Annotated in this window: 15 protein-coding genes; 6 read left to right on the forward strand and 9 right to left on the reverse strand. The window is 43.7% G+C overall.

What is annotated here, in order from left to right; translation table 11 throughout:
• Positions 1-33: 33 nt before the first annotated feature.
• Positions 34-1,701: a glycoside hydrolase family 13 protein gene (locus A0126_RS08525; protein WP_088837279.1), complete on the reverse strand. Its 1,668-nt coding sequence runs from the start codon at positions 1,699-1,701 to the stop codon at positions 34-36.
• Between the two features lie 217 nt (positions 1,702-1,918).
• Between A0126_RS08525 and A0126_RS08530 the strand changes: the two genes are divergently transcribed.
• The 3 genes from A0126_RS08530 to A0126_RS08540 are packed head-to-tail and all read left to right on the forward strand — an operon-like array spanning position 1,919 to position 3,848.
• On the forward strand, positions 1,919-2,533 hold the full coding sequence (locus A0126_RS08530; RefSeq protein WP_088837280.1) for a hypothetical protein: 615 nt from the start codon (positions 1,919-1,921) through the stop codon (positions 2,531-2,533).
• Positions 2,534-2,580: 47 nt separating this feature from the next.
• Positions 2,581-3,375 carry a thymidylate synthase gene (locus tag A0126_RS08535; protein ID WP_088837281.1) on the forward strand — a complete coding sequence of 265 codons (795 nt, stop codon included), beginning with the start codon at positions 2,581-2,583 and terminating at the stop codon, positions 3,373-3,375.
• Positions 3,372-3,848 (forward strand): dihydrofolate reductase, encoded by a 477-nt coding sequence (locus tag A0126_RS08540; RefSeq protein WP_088837282.1) that lies wholly within the window; start codon positions 3,372-3,374, stop codon positions 3,846-3,848. The genes A0126_RS08535 and A0126_RS08540 overlap by 4 nt, the downstream gene beginning before the upstream one ends.
• A gap of 169 nt (positions 3,849-4,017) precedes the next feature.
• Here the strand turns inward: A0126_RS08540 and A0126_RS08545 are convergent, their stop codons facing one another.
• Positions 4,018-6,294, reverse strand: a complete 2,277-nt coding sequence (locus A0126_RS08545) for an alpha-galactosidase (RefSeq protein WP_088837283.1) — start codon at positions 6,292-6,294, stop codon at positions 4,018-4,020.
• Positions 6,295-6,315: 21 nt separating this feature from the next.
• Complete coding sequence (locus A0126_RS08550) at positions 6,316-7,515, reverse strand: MFS transporter (protein WP_088837284.1); 1,200 nt, start codon at positions 7,513-7,515, stop codon at positions 6,316-6,318.
• A gap of 270 nt (positions 7,516-7,785) precedes the next feature.
• On the opposite strand from A0126_RS08550, the gene A0126_RS08555 reads away from it, so the two are divergent.
• On the forward strand, positions 7,786-8,649 hold the full coding sequence (locus A0126_RS08555) for an AraC family transcriptional regulator (RefSeq protein WP_088837285.1): 864 nt from the start codon (positions 7,786-7,788) through the stop codon (positions 8,647-8,649).
• A 68-nt stretch (positions 8,650-8,717) separates the two neighbouring features.
• Here A0126_RS08555 and A0126_RS08560 read toward each other — a convergent pair whose 3' ends face one another.
• From A0126_RS08560 to fumC, 3 genes are all read right to left on the reverse strand, one after another.
• Positions 8,718-8,936 carry a hypothetical protein gene (locus tag A0126_RS08560; protein WP_088837286.1) on the reverse strand — a complete coding sequence of 73 codons (219 nt, stop codon included), beginning with the start codon at positions 8,934-8,936 and terminating at the stop codon, positions 8,718-8,720.
• Positions 8,937-9,233: 297 nt separating this feature from the next.
• The gene (locus A0126_RS08565; RefSeq protein WP_088837287.1) at positions 9,234-10,754 is read right to left on the reverse strand and encodes a GGDEF domain-containing protein; all 1,521 of its coding nucleotides are present in this window, start codon (positions 10,752-10,754) and stop codon (positions 9,234-9,236) included.
• An 83-nt stretch (positions 10,755-10,837) separates the two neighbouring features.
• Positions 10,838-12,232: a class II fumarate hydratase gene (gene fumC / locus A0126_RS08570; protein ID WP_088837288.1), complete on the reverse strand. Its 1,395-nt coding sequence runs from the start codon at positions 12,230-12,232 to the stop codon at positions 10,838-10,840.
• A gap of 119 nt (positions 12,233-12,351) precedes the next feature.
• On the opposite strand from fumC, the gene A0126_RS08575 reads away from it, so the two are divergent.
• Positions 12,352-13,644, forward strand: a complete 1,293-nt coding sequence (locus tag A0126_RS08575; protein WP_088837289.1) for a hemolysin family protein — start codon at positions 12,352-12,354, stop codon at positions 13,642-13,644.
• Between the two features lie 57 nt (positions 13,645-13,701).
• On the opposite strand, the gene A0126_RS08580 is transcribed toward A0126_RS08575, so the two are convergent.
• From A0126_RS08580 to A0126_RS08590, 3 genes are read right to left on the reverse strand one after another with little or no spacing between them, the layout of a single operon-like run.
• Positions 13,702-14,097 (reverse strand): ribonuclease HI family protein, encoded by a 396-nt coding sequence (locus A0126_RS08580; protein ID WP_029330538.1) that lies wholly within the window; start codon positions 14,095-14,097, stop codon positions 13,702-13,704.
• On the reverse strand, positions 14,090-15,049 hold the full coding sequence (locus A0126_RS08585; protein WP_088837290.1) for a CobW family GTP-binding protein: 960 nt from the start codon (positions 15,047-15,049) through the stop codon (positions 14,090-14,092). The genes A0126_RS08580 and A0126_RS08585 overlap by 8 nt, the downstream gene beginning before the upstream one ends.
• Before the next feature lie 12 nt (positions 15,050-15,061).
• Positions 15,062-16,252 carry an HD domain-containing protein gene (locus A0126_RS08590; protein WP_157898486.1) on the reverse strand — a complete coding sequence of 397 codons (1,191 nt, stop codon included), beginning with the start codon at positions 16,250-16,252 and terminating at the stop codon, positions 15,062-15,064.
• A gap of 144 nt (positions 16,253-16,396) precedes the next feature.
• Between A0126_RS08590 and A0126_RS08595 the strand changes: the two genes are divergently transcribed.
• The gene (locus A0126_RS08595; protein WP_088837292.1) at positions 16,397-16,882 is read left to right on the forward strand and encodes a hypothetical protein; all 486 of its coding nucleotides are present in this window, start codon (positions 16,397-16,399) and stop codon (positions 16,880-16,882) included.
• Positions 16,883-16,959 lie beyond the last annotated feature (77 nt).

Raw genomic sequence — 16,959 nt, forward strand, 5'->3', positions numbered from 1 at the left:
AGCCCCTTTCTCAATGAGAAAAGGGCTGTTTTTTTATTCCGTTCGATAGACAACCGCTTCATATGGACGCAAAACGACTTCTTGATCTGTATTCGTCGGGGCAGTGGCATAGTTTCCAATTATGATATCCGTGGTATCGTGTTCGACCTCGACTGTTGTCTCCTCTTCTGCAAACGAACAGTACACGTACCACGTTTCTCCTTCATAAGTCCGCGAATACGCATAGATATCATTAGCCGTTTCGAGCAACGCATACTTCCCGTAGACGACCAAATCGTGTTCATGACGCAACTGAATCAGCTTCTTATAGTAATAAAAAATCGAATTCGGATCTTCTAACGCCCGTTCGACATTAATTTCACGATAATTTGGATTGACTTTCAACCACGGCGTTCCTGTCGTAAAGCCGCCATGCTGCTCTGCATTCCACTGGATTGGTGTCCGTGCATTATCGCGTCCTTTTCGATGGACAGCCTGCAGTAATGCTTCAGGATTTGCTCCTTGGACCATCCGTTCCTTCCACATGTTCCGAATCTCGATGTCTTCATACTCTTCAATGGTCTCGAAGGCGACATTGGTCATCCCGATTTCTTCTCCTTGATAGATGTACGGTGTTCCTTTTAACAAGTGTAACAACGTCGCGAGCATCTTCGCCGACTCGACCCGGTACGTCGTATCATTTCCGAAGCGACTGACGACACGCGGTTGATCATGATTGTTCCAATAGAGTGAGTTCCAGCCTTTGTCGTGTAACGCGACTTGCCATTTCGTGAAATTGTCCTTTAATTTTTGTAAGTCGAACGGTAAGACGTCCCACTTTCCACCTGGACCTGAATCTAAATCCATGTGTTCAAACGTAAAGACCATGTTGACCTCGTCACGCGCTGGATCCGTATATAAAATCGCATCTTCCGTCGTCGCCCCTGGCATTTCCCCGACGGTCAGGACATCATAGTTCCCGAACGACGCATCGTTCATCTCTTTTAAGTATTCATGAATCCGCGGACCATTGATGTAGTGTTGTCCCCCGTCGCCATATAATGCCCCCGGTGCAACATCCGCATCCGGCAGGCCTGGAGTTTTCGAAATCAAGTTGATGACATCCATTCGGAACCCATCGATTCCACGGTCTAACCAGCGCGTAATCATCGCATAAATTTCATGACGCAATTGTTCATTTTCCCAGTTCAGATCCGGTTGTTTCTTCGAGAAGAGGTGTAAGTAATATTCATTCGTCGCTTCATCTAACTCCCACGCTGGGCCGGAGAAGATTGAGCCCCAATTGTTCGGCAATGTACCATCGTCATTCGCTGCCCGCCAAATATAATAGTCCCGATACGGATTGTCTTTACTTTTTCGTGATTCTGCGAACCAAGCGTGCTCATCTGAAGAATGATTGACGACTAAATCCATGACGATTTTAATTCCCCGTGCGTGCGCTTGATCAAGCAATTGATCAAAATCATTCATCGTCCCGAACTCATTCATGATCGCTTCATAATCCCGAATATCATATCCATTGTCATCATTCGGCGAATCATAGACCGGGCTCAACCAGATGACGTCAATCCCGAGTAATTTTAAGTAATCCAGTTTTTCAATGATTCCGACGAGGTCCCCGATTCCATCCCCATTCGAATCATTAAAGCTACGCGGATAAATTTGATAGACAACACTATCATGCCACCATTTTTGTTCCATACTTTGTCATCACTCCTCCATGATTGCTTTAGGCAAACGCTTGCACATTTCGGTTAAGCGCTTCCAACGACTTCATCGCCATCGTACCATGTCATTTTGACTTAAAACAAGTGAATTCCAATATTTTAAACAGTACCTTTACATCCGTTTCCACAGACTTTTGATGTTTAAAGTATACTGATTGAGGAAAATAATTTGAGAAGGGAGGCGTTTCATCGTGTATCGTCGCTATTTTTTATTTTTAATTTGGATTGTTGCCATCGTCTTTATTTTATCCTTCGGAAACAATCGTGTTTTTCCGGACGGTTTTTTATTTTCTTTTCTTCGGTTTGATCAAAGTCAATTTGACACGTCAGCCCTGAGCCTGTTTACACTGCTAGGCATTTATCCGCTTGCATTCTTTATGATGTTCTTAGACGAAAAACGATTTTTAAAACCTTCACCGATGTTAGCAAGTATCGGCGCCTTCGTCCTCGGATCGTTCGTTTTGATGCCTTACCTCGCACTCGCCATTCCGCGACAGACATTTCTTCCGTTTCGTCGGCGCACTTGGATATTGATTGCCGTTCCTCTGTTAGCTGTCCTTTCAGCGTGCATCATCTGGATTGCGTTAGCCCGTTCCGATTGGTCGATTTTCTTGCTTTACTTCATGACGAATCAGTTCGTCCGAACGATGGCCGTCGACCTCGTGATGTTTTATATTTTACAAATTTTTATGTTATACCGCATTCGCTCACGCGATGAAAAAAAGTTGATGTGGCGCGATTTCCTCCCGCTATTCGGACTATTCAGCTATCTCTTTCGCCGTCATGTCTCTAGCTCATCTTCCTGATTTCAGATACAATAAGGGAACAGAGAGTTAGAGGGGGAGTTTTGCAAATGAAACAATATCACGACCTATGCCATGAAATTCTGACGAACGGGACAAAAAAAGAAGATCGGACGGGAACCGGGACGACGAGCATCTTCGGTCATCAAATGCGGTTCCCGCTTAAGGACGGATTTCCGATGGTCACGACGAAGAAATTACATATGAAATCAATCATCCATGAATTGATTTGGTTCATTTCTGGGAACACGAACATTGCTTACCTACAAGAAAACGGAGTTCGAATTTGGAATGAGTGGGCAGACGAAGACGGGAATCTAGGTCCGGTTTACGGAGCACAATGGCGTTCCTTTCCTAAGCCAGACGGAACGACAGTTGATCAACTCGCAAATGTCATCGAGCAAATCAAAACAAATCCAGATTCTCGCCGCCTCATCGTCAGTGCCTGGAATCCGGGACAAGTAGACGAGATGGCATTACCGCCGTGCCACCTCTTGTTTCAATTCTACGTCGCCGACGGCAAACTTTCTTGTCAGCTCTACCAGCGTTCGGCAGACGTCTTTTTAGGAGTACCGTTTAATATCGCCTCATACGCCTTATTGACACATATGGTCGCACATGTCTGTAAACTCGAAGTCGGGGATTTTGTCCATACGTTAGGAGATGCACATATCTACTCCAATCACATGGATCAAGTTAATCTTCAATTGAGTCGGACGCCCAAACCACTCCCACGGCTCCGTTTCGCCCGCGAAGTGACTCGTATAGAGGACTTCCGTTTCGAAGATATCATCATCGAAGGGTATGATCCTGATCCACACATTAAAGGAGTCGTCGCCGTATGATTTCACATATCGTCGCCTATACGAAAAATCGTGTCATCGGTCGTGATAATGAGATGCCTTGGCATCTTCCAGCTGACCTCGCTCATTTTAAACGCGTGACACTTGGCAAACCGATCATCATGGGGCGAAAGACTTTTGAATCAATCGGACGTCCGTTACCCGGGCGACAAAATATCGTCGTTACGCGGGATGAACAGTTTCAAGCAGACGGTGTCACGATTTGGTACAATCTCGATTCACTCTCTGCCATAATTAATTCAGAAGAAGAAGTCTTTTTGATCGGGGGCGGCGAACTGTTCCGCCAAACCTTGCCAGTTGCAAAACGTCTCTACGTGACCGAAATTGAAGCCGAGATCGACGGGGATGTTTTTTATCCCTCCATCCCTTCGCACTTCACTTTATTAGAAGAAGCATTTTATCCGGCTAACAAAGAAAATACATTTGCATTCTCGATAAAATGCTTTGAACAATAACATTAAAAGATGACCCCTTTTACTACATAGCAGGGTCATCTTTTTGTATCGTTTAAGAACGCTTCCACATATGAAATTGGAAGGGAAGCACGAAATCAAAGGTCCCTCGTTCAAGAGATTTTTGATTAATCCTTCGATGTCGACTGAGAGTCTTCCTTTACTTTATTTATTAATTTACCACTTTTGTAAAACTCGTCTTTTCCAGATAGTTTTGTTCGATTCGCACAGCAACCAAGTGATACAGAATTGAACTAAAGTCTCCTTGCTGGCTTTTTTGCTGCAAGTCAGCTCCCGTGTAAGGTTCTGGTAAGCTCAGACCGATGTACATAAGCTCATCACCAGAATATACGTTTCCATTCACCCTGTAATTTTTCTCTGGATCAAGCCCGCTCAACTTTAACCGTTTCAAACGTGGATTAGGACGCGCTAATACCTGATAGTGAGCAATAAGGGCCTCTTCTTTATTTCCAGAGATGACGGACCATGCTGTCTCGTTGCCATCTCCGTCAAAAGGACTGACTAATCTTTTAAAGATGCCCGTGTGCAATAACTTACGATGCTTCTTAAAAAAATGAATTTGTTGCTTGATTTCTTCCTGCTCTTCGAAGGACTGTCTAGTGATGTCCAATTCATATCCGAATGTACCAAAGAACGCTACGTTTGCACGAGTGGCAAGACTCGTATGACGGTGGACTTGATGATTCGGTACAGCCGATACATGTGCTCCTATAGAACTGAGCGGATAAACAATTGACGTTCCATATTGAATTTTTAATCGTTCGACTGCATCCGTATCATCACTGGCCCAAGCTTGTGGTGCATAATACAACATACCAGGATCAAATCTGGCCCCCCCGCTTGCACACGATTCAAATAAAATAGCTGGAAACGCTTCGATTAATCGTTCGTAAAGTGCATAAACCCCTAAAATATATCGGTGTGCGACTTCCTGCTGTCGTTCATACGGTAACGTAGCAGAACCAATTTCAGTCATATACCGGTTCATATCCCATTTGACGTAAGATATGTCGGCACTTCCTAATATAGTAGTCATTTGTTCAAAGAGATGATCTACAACCTCTTCGCGGGAAAAATCAAGTACATATTGATGACGCCCATGTGAATGATGATAGCCAGGTACTTCGATAATCCAGTCCGGATGTTCCTGGAATAGTCGGCTTTTTTTTGACACCATTTCCGGTTCAAACCATAAACCAAATGACAGTCCAGTCTGTCTGATCCGGTTGACAAGGTGTGGCATTCCATTTGGAAGTTTCTTTTCATTGATATACCAATCACCAAGAGATGTTGTGTCATCTTCTCTTTGACCGAACCATCCGTCATCGAGAACAAACAATTCAACACCTAGTTTCTGTGCAGTTTGTGCAATCGTAACAATTTTATCTTCATCAAAGTCAAAATAAGTTGCTTCCCAATTATTAATCAAGGTTGGTCGTTCACGATCACGCCAAACACCTCTCGCTAATCGTGTCCGGTATAAACGATGGTAAGTTTCACTCATCTCGTTGATACCTTGATTCGAGTATACTAAAATGACTTCCGGCGTTTCGAATTGTTCCGTGGCATCAAGTATCCATTTAAAATCAAATGGATGAATCCCAAGCTGGACACGGGTCGTATTAAAATGATCAACTTCGATTTGCCCTAAGAAATTTCCACTATAGATTAGGCTGAATCCGAATACTTCACCAGAATGCTCTGTCGTACCGGGACGTTTCAAGGCCAAAAATGGATTGTGTTGACTGCTACTTGTTCCTCGCGTACTTGAGATACTCTGTATCCCAGGACGTAAATGATGTTGCTCTAAATGTCGTTCACGCGCCCACGCACCTGATAGCTGTAGCAGTTCATAATTGGCATCGTCTAAATCAACTGACATGCTGAGTGCACGTGTTAATTCAAGTCGTCCCTGTCCCGTATTACAATACTTAACTTGACGGGATAATGCATTTGTCTGTTCAAAAACACTGTATGACAAAATAGTCTCAAGACCGGATTGTTCATCACGTAACGTTATTTTTAAGGTTGTTGCCTCTGTTTCATCTTCTACATAAGTAGCAGGAAGACCATCAAGTTTCGATTTCCCTTTAAAAAGATCATGTGATACGTATATTAACTCACTTATTCGATGCCCTGTTTCATGTACGACTTGGAATGCAGGTTCGCGATAATCCGTCGTACCGTAACTCGGAAATTCCTGTTGTGTCGTTTCTAACGAAAAAGCAAGGTCACCCTCTGTGACACATGAAAGGGTTGCTCGTGGTACTTGGCGCATAAGATGTGAAAAATTCTTTTGATGCCTGATTTTTCTTCCATAATATAAATGACCAAGCTGACCATTCGGTAAAACGTGAAGAATATAGCTAAAATCCTTACCTTGAATATGAAATTGTGGTGTAGGTGAACTATTGTAATAAATCGCCATAGAAAATTCCTCCTTTCTCTTTTAAGAAGCTTCTTCCTGATTACGTTTCACTTCTTTGACTTGATCCTTGATGAAGAATGTACAGAGTACAACCCCTATCAAGAAGAACAGCGGTAAGTTAAAACCAGCACGAACACCGACAAATTCCATCATATATCCAACGAGCCAAGTTGAAAACATCGCACCTAGACCTGCTGCCGTATATAAAAACCCAAGTGCTGACCCCGCATTTTTAAATAGCGATGTAGCGAGCGCAATTGCCGTCGGGAAAATGACTGAAAAAAATGCACCTGACACACCATATAATATGGCAATCGAATCTGGACCGAATTTAGCGAAGCTAAATGTCAAAATAGCAAGAGATGCAAAAACGAAAATCACTCGTTTTTCACCGTATCGATCGACGATGATTCCCCCCAGTAAACGTCCTATTGTAAAAACAGCGAAGAAAATTGAAAGATACAACGCACCTTTTGAACGGGCTTCTTCCAGTTGAATTCCTTCAAGATAGGCTGGAAGCCAACTGGCAAATCCCGCTTCCGCCCCAACGTATAGTGTTAGTAACAACATCAATAAAACGAACTGACGATTTTTTAACATCCCAAAAAATTGTTTTAAATCAAGGGCTTCCTTTTCAACAGTTTGCTTAGGCATTGGCGCCTTCAGTGTATAGAATGCAAAGAGGATTAAAGTAACCCCGAGTACGATATAGATTGTACGCCAAGATACAGCAACGCCAAATAGATAGTTCAAAAGGAGCGGAGCAATGAATGCACCAATTCCGTATACTCCCATCATGACGTTAAACATTAAGCCTTGTTTTTGTGGAAAAATGGGTGGAACAATTGCATTTGAACCAATCGTCATCGTTCCAAGCCCTATCCCGACGATCGCATAAAACAAAGCAAATATTGCAAAATTGTTTGAAAATCCTGTACCAGTCAAACCGATTATCATAATGATCGTTCCACCTGCCATCATGAACCGGATACCGCGTTTATCTGATATGTATCCTCCAAATAAACTTGATAAGAAAAATCCCGTATAGTAAATTCCCATCATTATTCCAATGTCGTTATAACCAAACCCTAAATCCTCTTGGGCACGCGGGAGTATTACTCCTTTTGAATAATTAATTGCTCCAAGCGTAAACATAACAAAGAACATAATGATCAGCGCAGCTACCTTTTTAGGTGTGTCAAAGTGTTGTTTCCATTCCATTACAATAGACCCCGTTTCCTTTAAATGATGTATGAAGTACTGAATTCGTTATAATTAGTTTATTTTTTTGTAAGCGTTATCACAAGAAGCTATTTCTTCTTCATTTTACGTCTTATTGTGCTCTTTTTTTAAATTTAGAGCGTTTTCTATGTTATTTTATGCTATATTTACGAAATAAATATTTGAAATGATTATTTTTAAATATTTTTAGTTTTATTTAATCATTTTATGCTTTTTAATTAGCTAATTTATGCTATCAGGAGAAATGATATGACAAATGAGATTGAATATGGTTCTTATGCTTTTCGTTTTCCGGAATTCGTAAATGATATTGTTCAAATCTGGTCGGTTGGAAAAGATCATCAAACATCCTCTCTCTATCAGTGGAATGGATTAGAGCGTCGCGATAAAGGAAGTCTGATTTTTCAATATACACTTTCCGGCACAGGTCAATTACGTATAGATGGAAAAAATTATAGACTTGACCCCGGACATGGCTTCATTGTTTCTGTTCCAAGTGATTTTGAATATGGTGTCATTGAGGGAGAGCCTGATTGGACGTTCATCTATATTACATTACAAGGTGAAATTGCTAACCTTTGCTTCACTAAGCTACGAAAACGATTCGGTCCTGTCGTCCGCTTTCATCCGGAATCTGAACCGATTAAACGATTAACCACTATTTATGATGCAGCAGCAAGTGATACGATTTCAGATGGATTTCAAGCTTCGGCTCTTGGTTATACTTTTTTGATGGCACTCGAAACATTTCTTGCTAATCCAACCGACATGCTAACCGACACACCGCCCTCTATCGCTCGTTCTTTAGTTTACGCCCATGAACATTATGCAGATTCGTTGGGTATTGAGGACTTAGCGACGGTCGCTCGGTTATCACGTTACCATTTCTCGCGCTTGTTCAAAAAGACTGTCGGTATGACGCCAAACCATTACATTACTCGGCTTCGTGTCGAACGAGCTGCTGCCCTCTTAACAGAGACGTCTAAAACAATTGATCAAATCGCTAAAGAAATAGGTTATCCAAATTCAAATTACTTCAATAAAGTATTCCGAAAAGAAAGTAGTTATTCACCAAGTGAATTTCGTAAAAAGAAAGCACAATTATCTTTTTAGCCACACTGCAAATAAGGAAATTCCTTTTAGACGTACTCTAAAAGGAATTTCCTTATTTTTTAATACATTTACCGTAAGATTAACTGTCCTTGCGGATATGTAATGGTTACTGTTTTTCCAAAAACAACTCGATTTTCAAGAATATCCTTTGCAACGCGAATCGCAAATAAAGTCCGTTCCAATTCATCGTCCGGTTTATTCTGAGCTTTAATCAATTCTATCAATTGATGTTCCTTCGTAAGAAGCGTTTGATACATATCTTCAGCAACTGCTTTAAATTGTGTCATTATGAACCTCCCTAAACCGTCTGCCTGTCGCAACAGTGATGGTGCTATGATAAGTCGATGACTTGAGTCGGCCTTAAAATTTCACCCTGACCAGCTAAATTTAACATATCATATCTATGCTTAATTGAATCGGAAAATAACGAATAGGATAACATTGATTTATTATAATTTACTTAGTCCGTACTGAAATAGATATCTTCTCCAATCAAGTGCTATGAAGCATTCGAGGATATGCAAGACTTCCGGGAAATATCGTAATCATCAACTTATAGTGCGCAAACCATCACATCGAAAGAATTATGATAACCGAAGCACCCATTGCCGAATCTGTTCTTCGATTTGATTCGATTCGAGGGGAAGTAGACAGTAATCGACGACCCCCCGTTGTAATGCTTCTCCAAGCAGCGTACTTTCCTCCATGACAGTAACAATCGTTTCAATCGTATGTTCGCGTTCGTGTTTCCATTGATCGAGCAGACGGAAATCCGCTTCCGCAATCATCGATAACGGAACAAAGTTAAGTTGCATTACAGCCTCTGCCGGATCCTCGTATGGTAACACACGGAAATGATATTTTGGATGCTCCGGTACGTCAAGCTGACTCAAGTTCTGCAAAGGCATTCCGTCAATTTTTATCAAGCCTTCAATCTTTTCTTTTTCCGTTGCGACCGAGTACGCCACGACACGGTTCCGTCCTTTTCGCTTAGCTTGATAAAGTGCTTCATCTGCTTCGGACGTCATCTCTTCAAGGTCGAACGATGGTTGAGAGACAAGCGTTACACCGATTGAAACGGTGACCTTTAGACCGTTAGGAAATGTATGCCGTTCGATTCGTTCCCGAACTTTCCCCATCGTTACACACGCAGCTTCCACATGCTCTGTACTAAAGAGCAACATGAATTCCTCTCCACCAAATCGAATCATTTCATCCTCTTGGCGAATTGCTTGTTTCGTTAAAGATGCAAGCTCAGATAGCACGAGATCCCCTGTCGGATGTCCGTGTAAATCGTTAATCCGCTTGAAATGATCGAGATCAAAGATTGCCAGTGCAAATAATTGACCGTCACGCGCAAGGCGTGACACACGCCGTTGAAAAGCATTCTGTAAGTATTTACGATTGAACGCCCCGGTCAGTTCATCAACAAGAATCGTAGATGAGACAATTCGCAGCTTATGTAGTAGCCGTTTCAACCGGATTTGTCGTTCGATGAGCGTCACCGTTTCATCCCAGTAATCATCTGCTCCGAGCTGGTAACAATATTGACGCGTCTGTTGATTTTCCTCTCCGATAATAATCAAAGGGGTGAACGTCGCCTCTAATTTTTTGATTAACTTATCTAGCTGTACCTTTTTTGAAGCCCGGACAAGTTCATAGTCAATCAACAATGCATCCGTCGGTAAATCGTAACCGACCTCAAGCATATCTTCGACTGATCCAAAAAAACGGGTCATGTAACGTTCGTTTTCTAACGCCTTTTTCCACTGGACATTATCAAGAAACCGTTTCGTGATTGAGACGATTAATTCTTTTCGGACCATTTTTTTACGACCATATGCAGATAAATAGTCGATGACAGGTCGTAATTGAAGTTTTACCACCTCATGACCAATCGTCTTTTCTTCTGAAGGAAGTTCTTGTTCAAGCCGCGTCGCTTGTCGCGCAAAGAACTCCATGCTTTCTTGTTGACCGAGCCGCTCAAGCCAACTGGCGAACACTAGTAATTCCGCTGTCGGGACGGATTCCATCCGCAATAAACGTTCTACCATCAGAATCGTCTGATTGATTTGTTTCTCCAACTGCATTTGTTTATTTCTCAAAACATCCTCCCCCTCTTTCTCTACAACCGAAGCAGTGTTGCTTCGAGTGAAGAGAAAGCGAGGGAGGCACCCTCACTTTCAAATTAAGCCTTTAAATTCGGACTAATCATATCGGCTGGAACAATCCAGGAGTCATATTGTTCTTCTGTCAATAATCCTGTCGCCAATGCCGCTTCTTTTAACGTCGTTCCATTCTTATGTGCAGCTTTTGCAATCTTCGCTGCATTTTCATACCCGATGTGTGGATTTAAGGCTGTGACGAGCATGAGCGAGCGCTCTACATTTTCATCGATGACTGCTCGCTCCGGCTCGATACCAACTGCGCAGTGGTCGTTGAATGAATGGAGCGCGTCCGTCAACAGACGAACGGACTGAATGAAATTATACATAATGACCGGTTTGAAGACATTCAGCTCAAAGTTTCCCTGGCTCGCAGCAAATCCAATCGTCGCATCATTTCCAAGCACTTGTGCCGCGACCATCGTCAATGCTTCACTCTGTGTCGGATTGACTTTCCCTGGCATGATTGAACTACCCGGCTCATTTTCAGGAATCGTGATTTCACCAATTCCTGCTCGTGGACCTGACGCGAGCCAGCGGACATCATTGGCGATTTTCATCGCGTCCATCGCAAGCGCTTTAATGGCACCATGCGCGAAGACAAGCTGGTCATGGCTCGTCAAGGCATGAAATTTGTTCTCAGCGCTGACGAATGCTTTTCCTGTCTCTTGACTCATTTTTTCAGCAGCCCGGTCCCCGAACTCTGGGTGCGCATTGATCCCTGTCCCGACAGCCGTTCCTCCAATCGCGAGTTCCGTCAATGGATCAAGCGTCAACGTAATCATTTTTTTCGATAAATCGAGCATTCGGACCCAGCCGCTGATTTCCTGACCGAGTGTAATCGGTGTCGCGTCTTGTAAATGCGTCCGTCCAATCTTGACGATGTCAGAAAATGCCTTCGCTTTTTCGTCAAGCGTCGCATGAATGGCTTCAATCGCCGGGAACAAGTCATCAATGACGACCGTTTTGGCTGCGATGTGCATCGCCGTCGGATATGTATCATTTGAACTTTGTGATTTATTGACGTCATCATTCGGATGAATCGTCAAGTCACTGCCACGTTCTTGTAACTTACGTGTCCCAACGCGTGCAATCACTTCGTTGACGTTCATGTTCGATTGTGTGCCGGACCCCGTCTGCCACACGACCAGTGGAAACTCCTCATCGAATTGCCCCGCGATGATCTCGTCACAAACTTCTGCAATCACGTCTGCCTTTTCCCGGTCGAGTACACCGAGGTCTCGATTGGCTAACGCTGCGCCTTTTTTTAAGACGGCAAAGGCACGAATAATTTCGATTGGCATCTTTTCTGTACCGATTTTAAAGTTCTCTAAACTCCGTTGTGTTTGTGCGCCCCATTCCTTTGAATCCAAAACACGAATTTCCCCCATCGTGTCTCGCTCTAAACGATATTCCATTGTTGTTTCCCCCTTTTTTTCATCTTACACCTTATCAGTTTAACGGAAAAAACGTTGAATGGGAATGATAGAGCGTTGTTTGGGGAATAGTTTGTTAATCGAAAAGGAGTGAATGCAGTATGTGGTTTATCAATCTGACGATTGTCTTACTTTTAATCGTCGCAAACGGGATTTTTGCAATGACCGAACTTGCACTGTTGTCTTCAAAACGCCAGAAACTGCAACAGTATGCGGATGAAGGGAAAAAATCAGCCCAAATCGCACTTGATTTTTTAAATCGTCCGACGGATTTACTATCGACGGTCCAAGTCGGCATCACTTTGATTGGAATCGTCAACGGCGCGTTCGGCGGTGCCGCTTTATCGCAACCTGTCATCCGCTGGCTCGGTCAATTTTCTTGGCTTGAAGCCTATGCCAGTACGCTCGGATATATTTTCGTCGTCACAATCATCACGTATATTTCACTTGTCATCGGTGAATTAGTCCCGAAACGGATTGCTCTCGTCAGTCCGGAACGTGTCACGATGTGGCTCGCCCAACCGATGCGTTTTTTTTCAACACTCCTTCGTCCGTTCATCTACATTTTGAGTAAGTCGACGAGTGGCATTTTCCGATTGATTGGCCTCGATCGTCTCGAAAGCGAAGATGAGACAGAAGATGAAGTGAAACAGTTGTTGATTCGTGGTGCTCAGGAAGGAATCTTTGCAGATTCGGAAGCCGAACAAGTCTCTCGTGTCTTTGCGTTCCACGATCAATACGCCTATGAATTAATGGAACCCCGGACCGTCACGGAGTGGATTGATTTAAACGATTCACCTGAACAAATCTTAAATGATTTACGTCGGGCGAAGCACCGGAATTTGCCCGTCGGACACGATGATTTGGATCATTTTGTGGGCTATATCGATGCGAAAGAAGTCTTAGCATCCGATACTCCCGCCTTGACGATTGAACGCTACATCCAGACACCGCTTATTGTCCCTCGACAGCTTAAAGCAACAGACTTACTCGAGCGGATGCGGAAAGAAACCGTCTCGATCGCCTTTGTCCTCGATGAATACGGTGGTTTTTTAGGAATGATAACATTATTTGATATATTGGAAGCCTTCGTCGGAGAAATTTCAACGATCGAGGAAGAACCAGAGCTGATCATGCGAAGTGATGGCTCCTATTTAGCAGACGGATTGTTGCATATCGATGATTTGAAACGAACGCTCGGTTTGACGACACCACTCCCGGGTGAAGTCCAGAATGCGTATCATACGGTAGCTGGACTGATTTTATATACACTCGGCGAATTTCCACAGCGTGGCAGTCACGTCATGATCGCCGATTATCGTTTTGAAGTCGTTGATTTGGATGGACGGCGCATCGATCAAGTCTTAATCGAAAAAGCCGCTCCTGATTTGTAATATCAGAAAAACGACCTGATTGCACCGAGCTACTCGGACAAACAGGTCGTTTTTAAATTAAAACTCATTTAATGCTTCACGTGCCACGCGGTCCGCTTTATTTTCAGACCGCGGAATCCACTTGACGAATGCCAGTGGTAATTGTGAATACCGTTCGAATGCCGGATCAAAATAAACTTGAATGCGCTTGTTCTTGGCAAACTCGCGTTCGACCGCTAACGAAACTGCTTCCGAGTCCGTCCGGAACGAAAAGACACTTTCTCCTGCGTTCAATAACTCTTCCGCTAATTCGACCGCTCGTGCAAACGCCTGGAATTCCGCTTCATGATTGTTGACCGCGGTAATCCGAAACGTTCGTTCGATGACTTCTCCTGCGGAATTCTTACAGAAGATTCCTACCGTCGCGTCATCATTCGATGGCCGAACAGCCCCATCAAAATACATTTCAACCATGTTCAATCGCCGCCTTTACACCTTTTCGGATTGCTTGTTCATCTAAATTTTTTCCAATGAAAACTAGCGTCGTTTGTTTCTCTTGCTCGAACATTCCACGTACTGCTGTTCCGTAAATCATTCCGGTGCCTTGAAGAATCGTCTTTTGATCCGTATCCGCGAAATGAATGATTCCTTTATAGCGGTATAAATTTTCCGCATAGGCTTCGAGTACTTCACGCAAAACGGCACCGAAACGATTCCGATTCAACGGCTGCACTTCCGTAATCGTCAATGCCGTGAACGAATCTGCCGCTCGTTCGAAGCGATCATCTTGTTGTAATAAACGTTCTTCTTCCGCTTTTGGAAAATGGAACGTTTCAAATAAATTTGCTACCTCGACACGTGACTCGACTGTCGGAATGATATGTGCCGTCGGATTCAAGACTTCGAGCCGGGCGATGATGTCGGTTCGTGCAGCATCCGGTACCAAATCCACTTTATTCAGTAACAAAACATCGGCAAAGCCAATTTGTCTGACATTCTCTTCAAACGTCAATTCTCGTTCGAGATGGTACGCGTCGACGACCGTGATGACGCTCGAGAGTTGATATTGTTGTTCAATTGCCGGTTCAAAGTAGAATGTTTGGAGGATTGGGCCCGGATCAGCAATTCCTGTCGTTTCAATCAATAAACGATTGAATACCATCTCACCTGCGCGTCGTTTTTTAGCAATCCTTAATAACGCCTCTCGTAAATCGCCACGAATCGAACAGCAGATGCATCCATTCGTCAATTCAATCATCTCTTCGTCACTTCGTTCAATCAAAGCTTCATCGATATGGACTGATCCTACCTCATTGACGAGCAGCGCCACCTTTTCGGTTGGATGGGAGACAATATGATTCAACAGTGTCGTTTTTCCCGCTCCTAAAAAACCCGTAATCAATGTCGTTTTAATTCGTTCTTGCATAACTTTCACTCCTTACAGCAGTTGTGCCGTTCGCCATTTCTCTTTTCGTGCGTCCAGTAAATCAATCGCATGCAAATACCAGGCTTCCGTTGTTTGTGGTGTGACACTTGAACCCCATTCTTTTTTTCCATGATGCGATAAGATGAGATGCATCATCCGATGATGCATGTCTAACGGAATCCGGAGTGCCTCGTCACGCAACGCGCGTTCGAACACAAAACAGCCGTATGGCATATGTCCGACTAGACTTCCAAGCGGATCAATCGCAATACCGGATAACGTTTCCTCTGCCGCATCGACTTGCAGTAAGTCCGTGAAGCGACTTGGTGTTGCGCCGAGATGATTATACTCCCAAATCTTTCCGATGTCATGCAACAAGACACCTAACAAGAGTTCATCCTGATTCGGTTCTTGATCGAGAAGCGTAATCGACCGTGCCGCCTGATAAAGAGAATCGAAGCTGTCGTCCCAGGCAAATTGACGTGTCGCTCGCTCAGGAGCTTGAAATAAATCGTTTTTATGATCAGCTTCTGCTTCTTGAATACACTTGAGTAACGTCAAATAAGGTCGCTCCGATTGACAGATTCCTGCCGCGATCGTCATCATACAAGCAGTGTGCTTCATCAACCCACCAATATAGGCATGGTGATGGAACAATGCCGCTGGTCTCGTCGAAAAATCATCCCAATACAAGTTTAGACAACGCAGGGCAATCTGGCGGTAAGGTTGTTGCATTTGCTCGACTAGGCCAATCAATTGATCCCGGTAATCGCTCGCAGACTCTTCCATCGGCATCTGAGGTAACAATGTCGTTCCAGCGACATCATGGACGGCCTTGACGCGTTGAACAGTCAACGACTTATTGCCTGAGTCGACGGGATATTCCTCGACCTTGGCAGTAACGTGGACGATCCGCGTCTCTAGATAAGGACGCATCGCCTCTTCCGCCGTTCCTTGATTCAACCATTGTTTTCCTTTACAAGAACCACTCGATGAATTGAATGTAAACTGTAACCATTCACGCCCTGTCTGACTCGTTCTGATTTCCGCAGAAGCGACTAAAAGTGTCTCTTCGATTTGTTCTCCCGGAACGTGACGTTCAATCAAAAAGCCGCCTGACGCATTTGATACGTCAACCACAAATTCATCCCCAAGGTAAGGTGGCATCTGTTGCTCTGGAATTGCTTTAAATAAGCGAATCATTTCCGAATCACTCCTCTCATCTCTATTGTCCATCATATCAAAGTCGCTCACCACCTGTACAAAACAAAAGAATGATTGTAAGCGTTTACTTAATCAGCTATGATGAATGCATATGTACAATACTTCCAATTAAGGAGGACTTTCATGATGCTTCGCTCACTCTCTTCAAGTTATGATGTCGTGATGCGCACAGCGCGAGATACAGTCGATCCAGCAACACGTGCTCAACTGAGGCAGGCCGTCGTCGCCTATGGCATAACGGCTAAAGATGAATCACCTTTACAGGCTTTAATCGAACAGGAGCTCCACTTATGTTGTATTCAAGTACAGCATGCCGGACTCGACGTTCAATCTGACCTCGTCAAGTTACTCGTCTTGTCCGCTTTCAGTAGTGATGCGGGATTTAGCACCGCAGAACTGAACAGTATGACACCAAATGCAATCAAAAGACAATTGTCTTCATACGATGCCATCTTCGCGCGTCTCATCCAAAAACTTTTTCTCCATCAGACACAAGTCGATATCATTTGCCAACGGCTACAACGTGTTCTGTGTGGTGCAGCAGCACAAAAGTGTTCGATTCGGGCACGTCGACTACAAGAGTCAACCCGCGTCACCTACTCTCATTAAAAAAGTCCTGACTCGAGTGAGTCAGGACTTTTTTTCAACGACCTGGCATTCCAGCTCCTTGAAAGGTGTATTATGAA

The sequence above is a fragment of the Exiguobacterium sp. N4-1P genome (assembly GCF_002214325.1).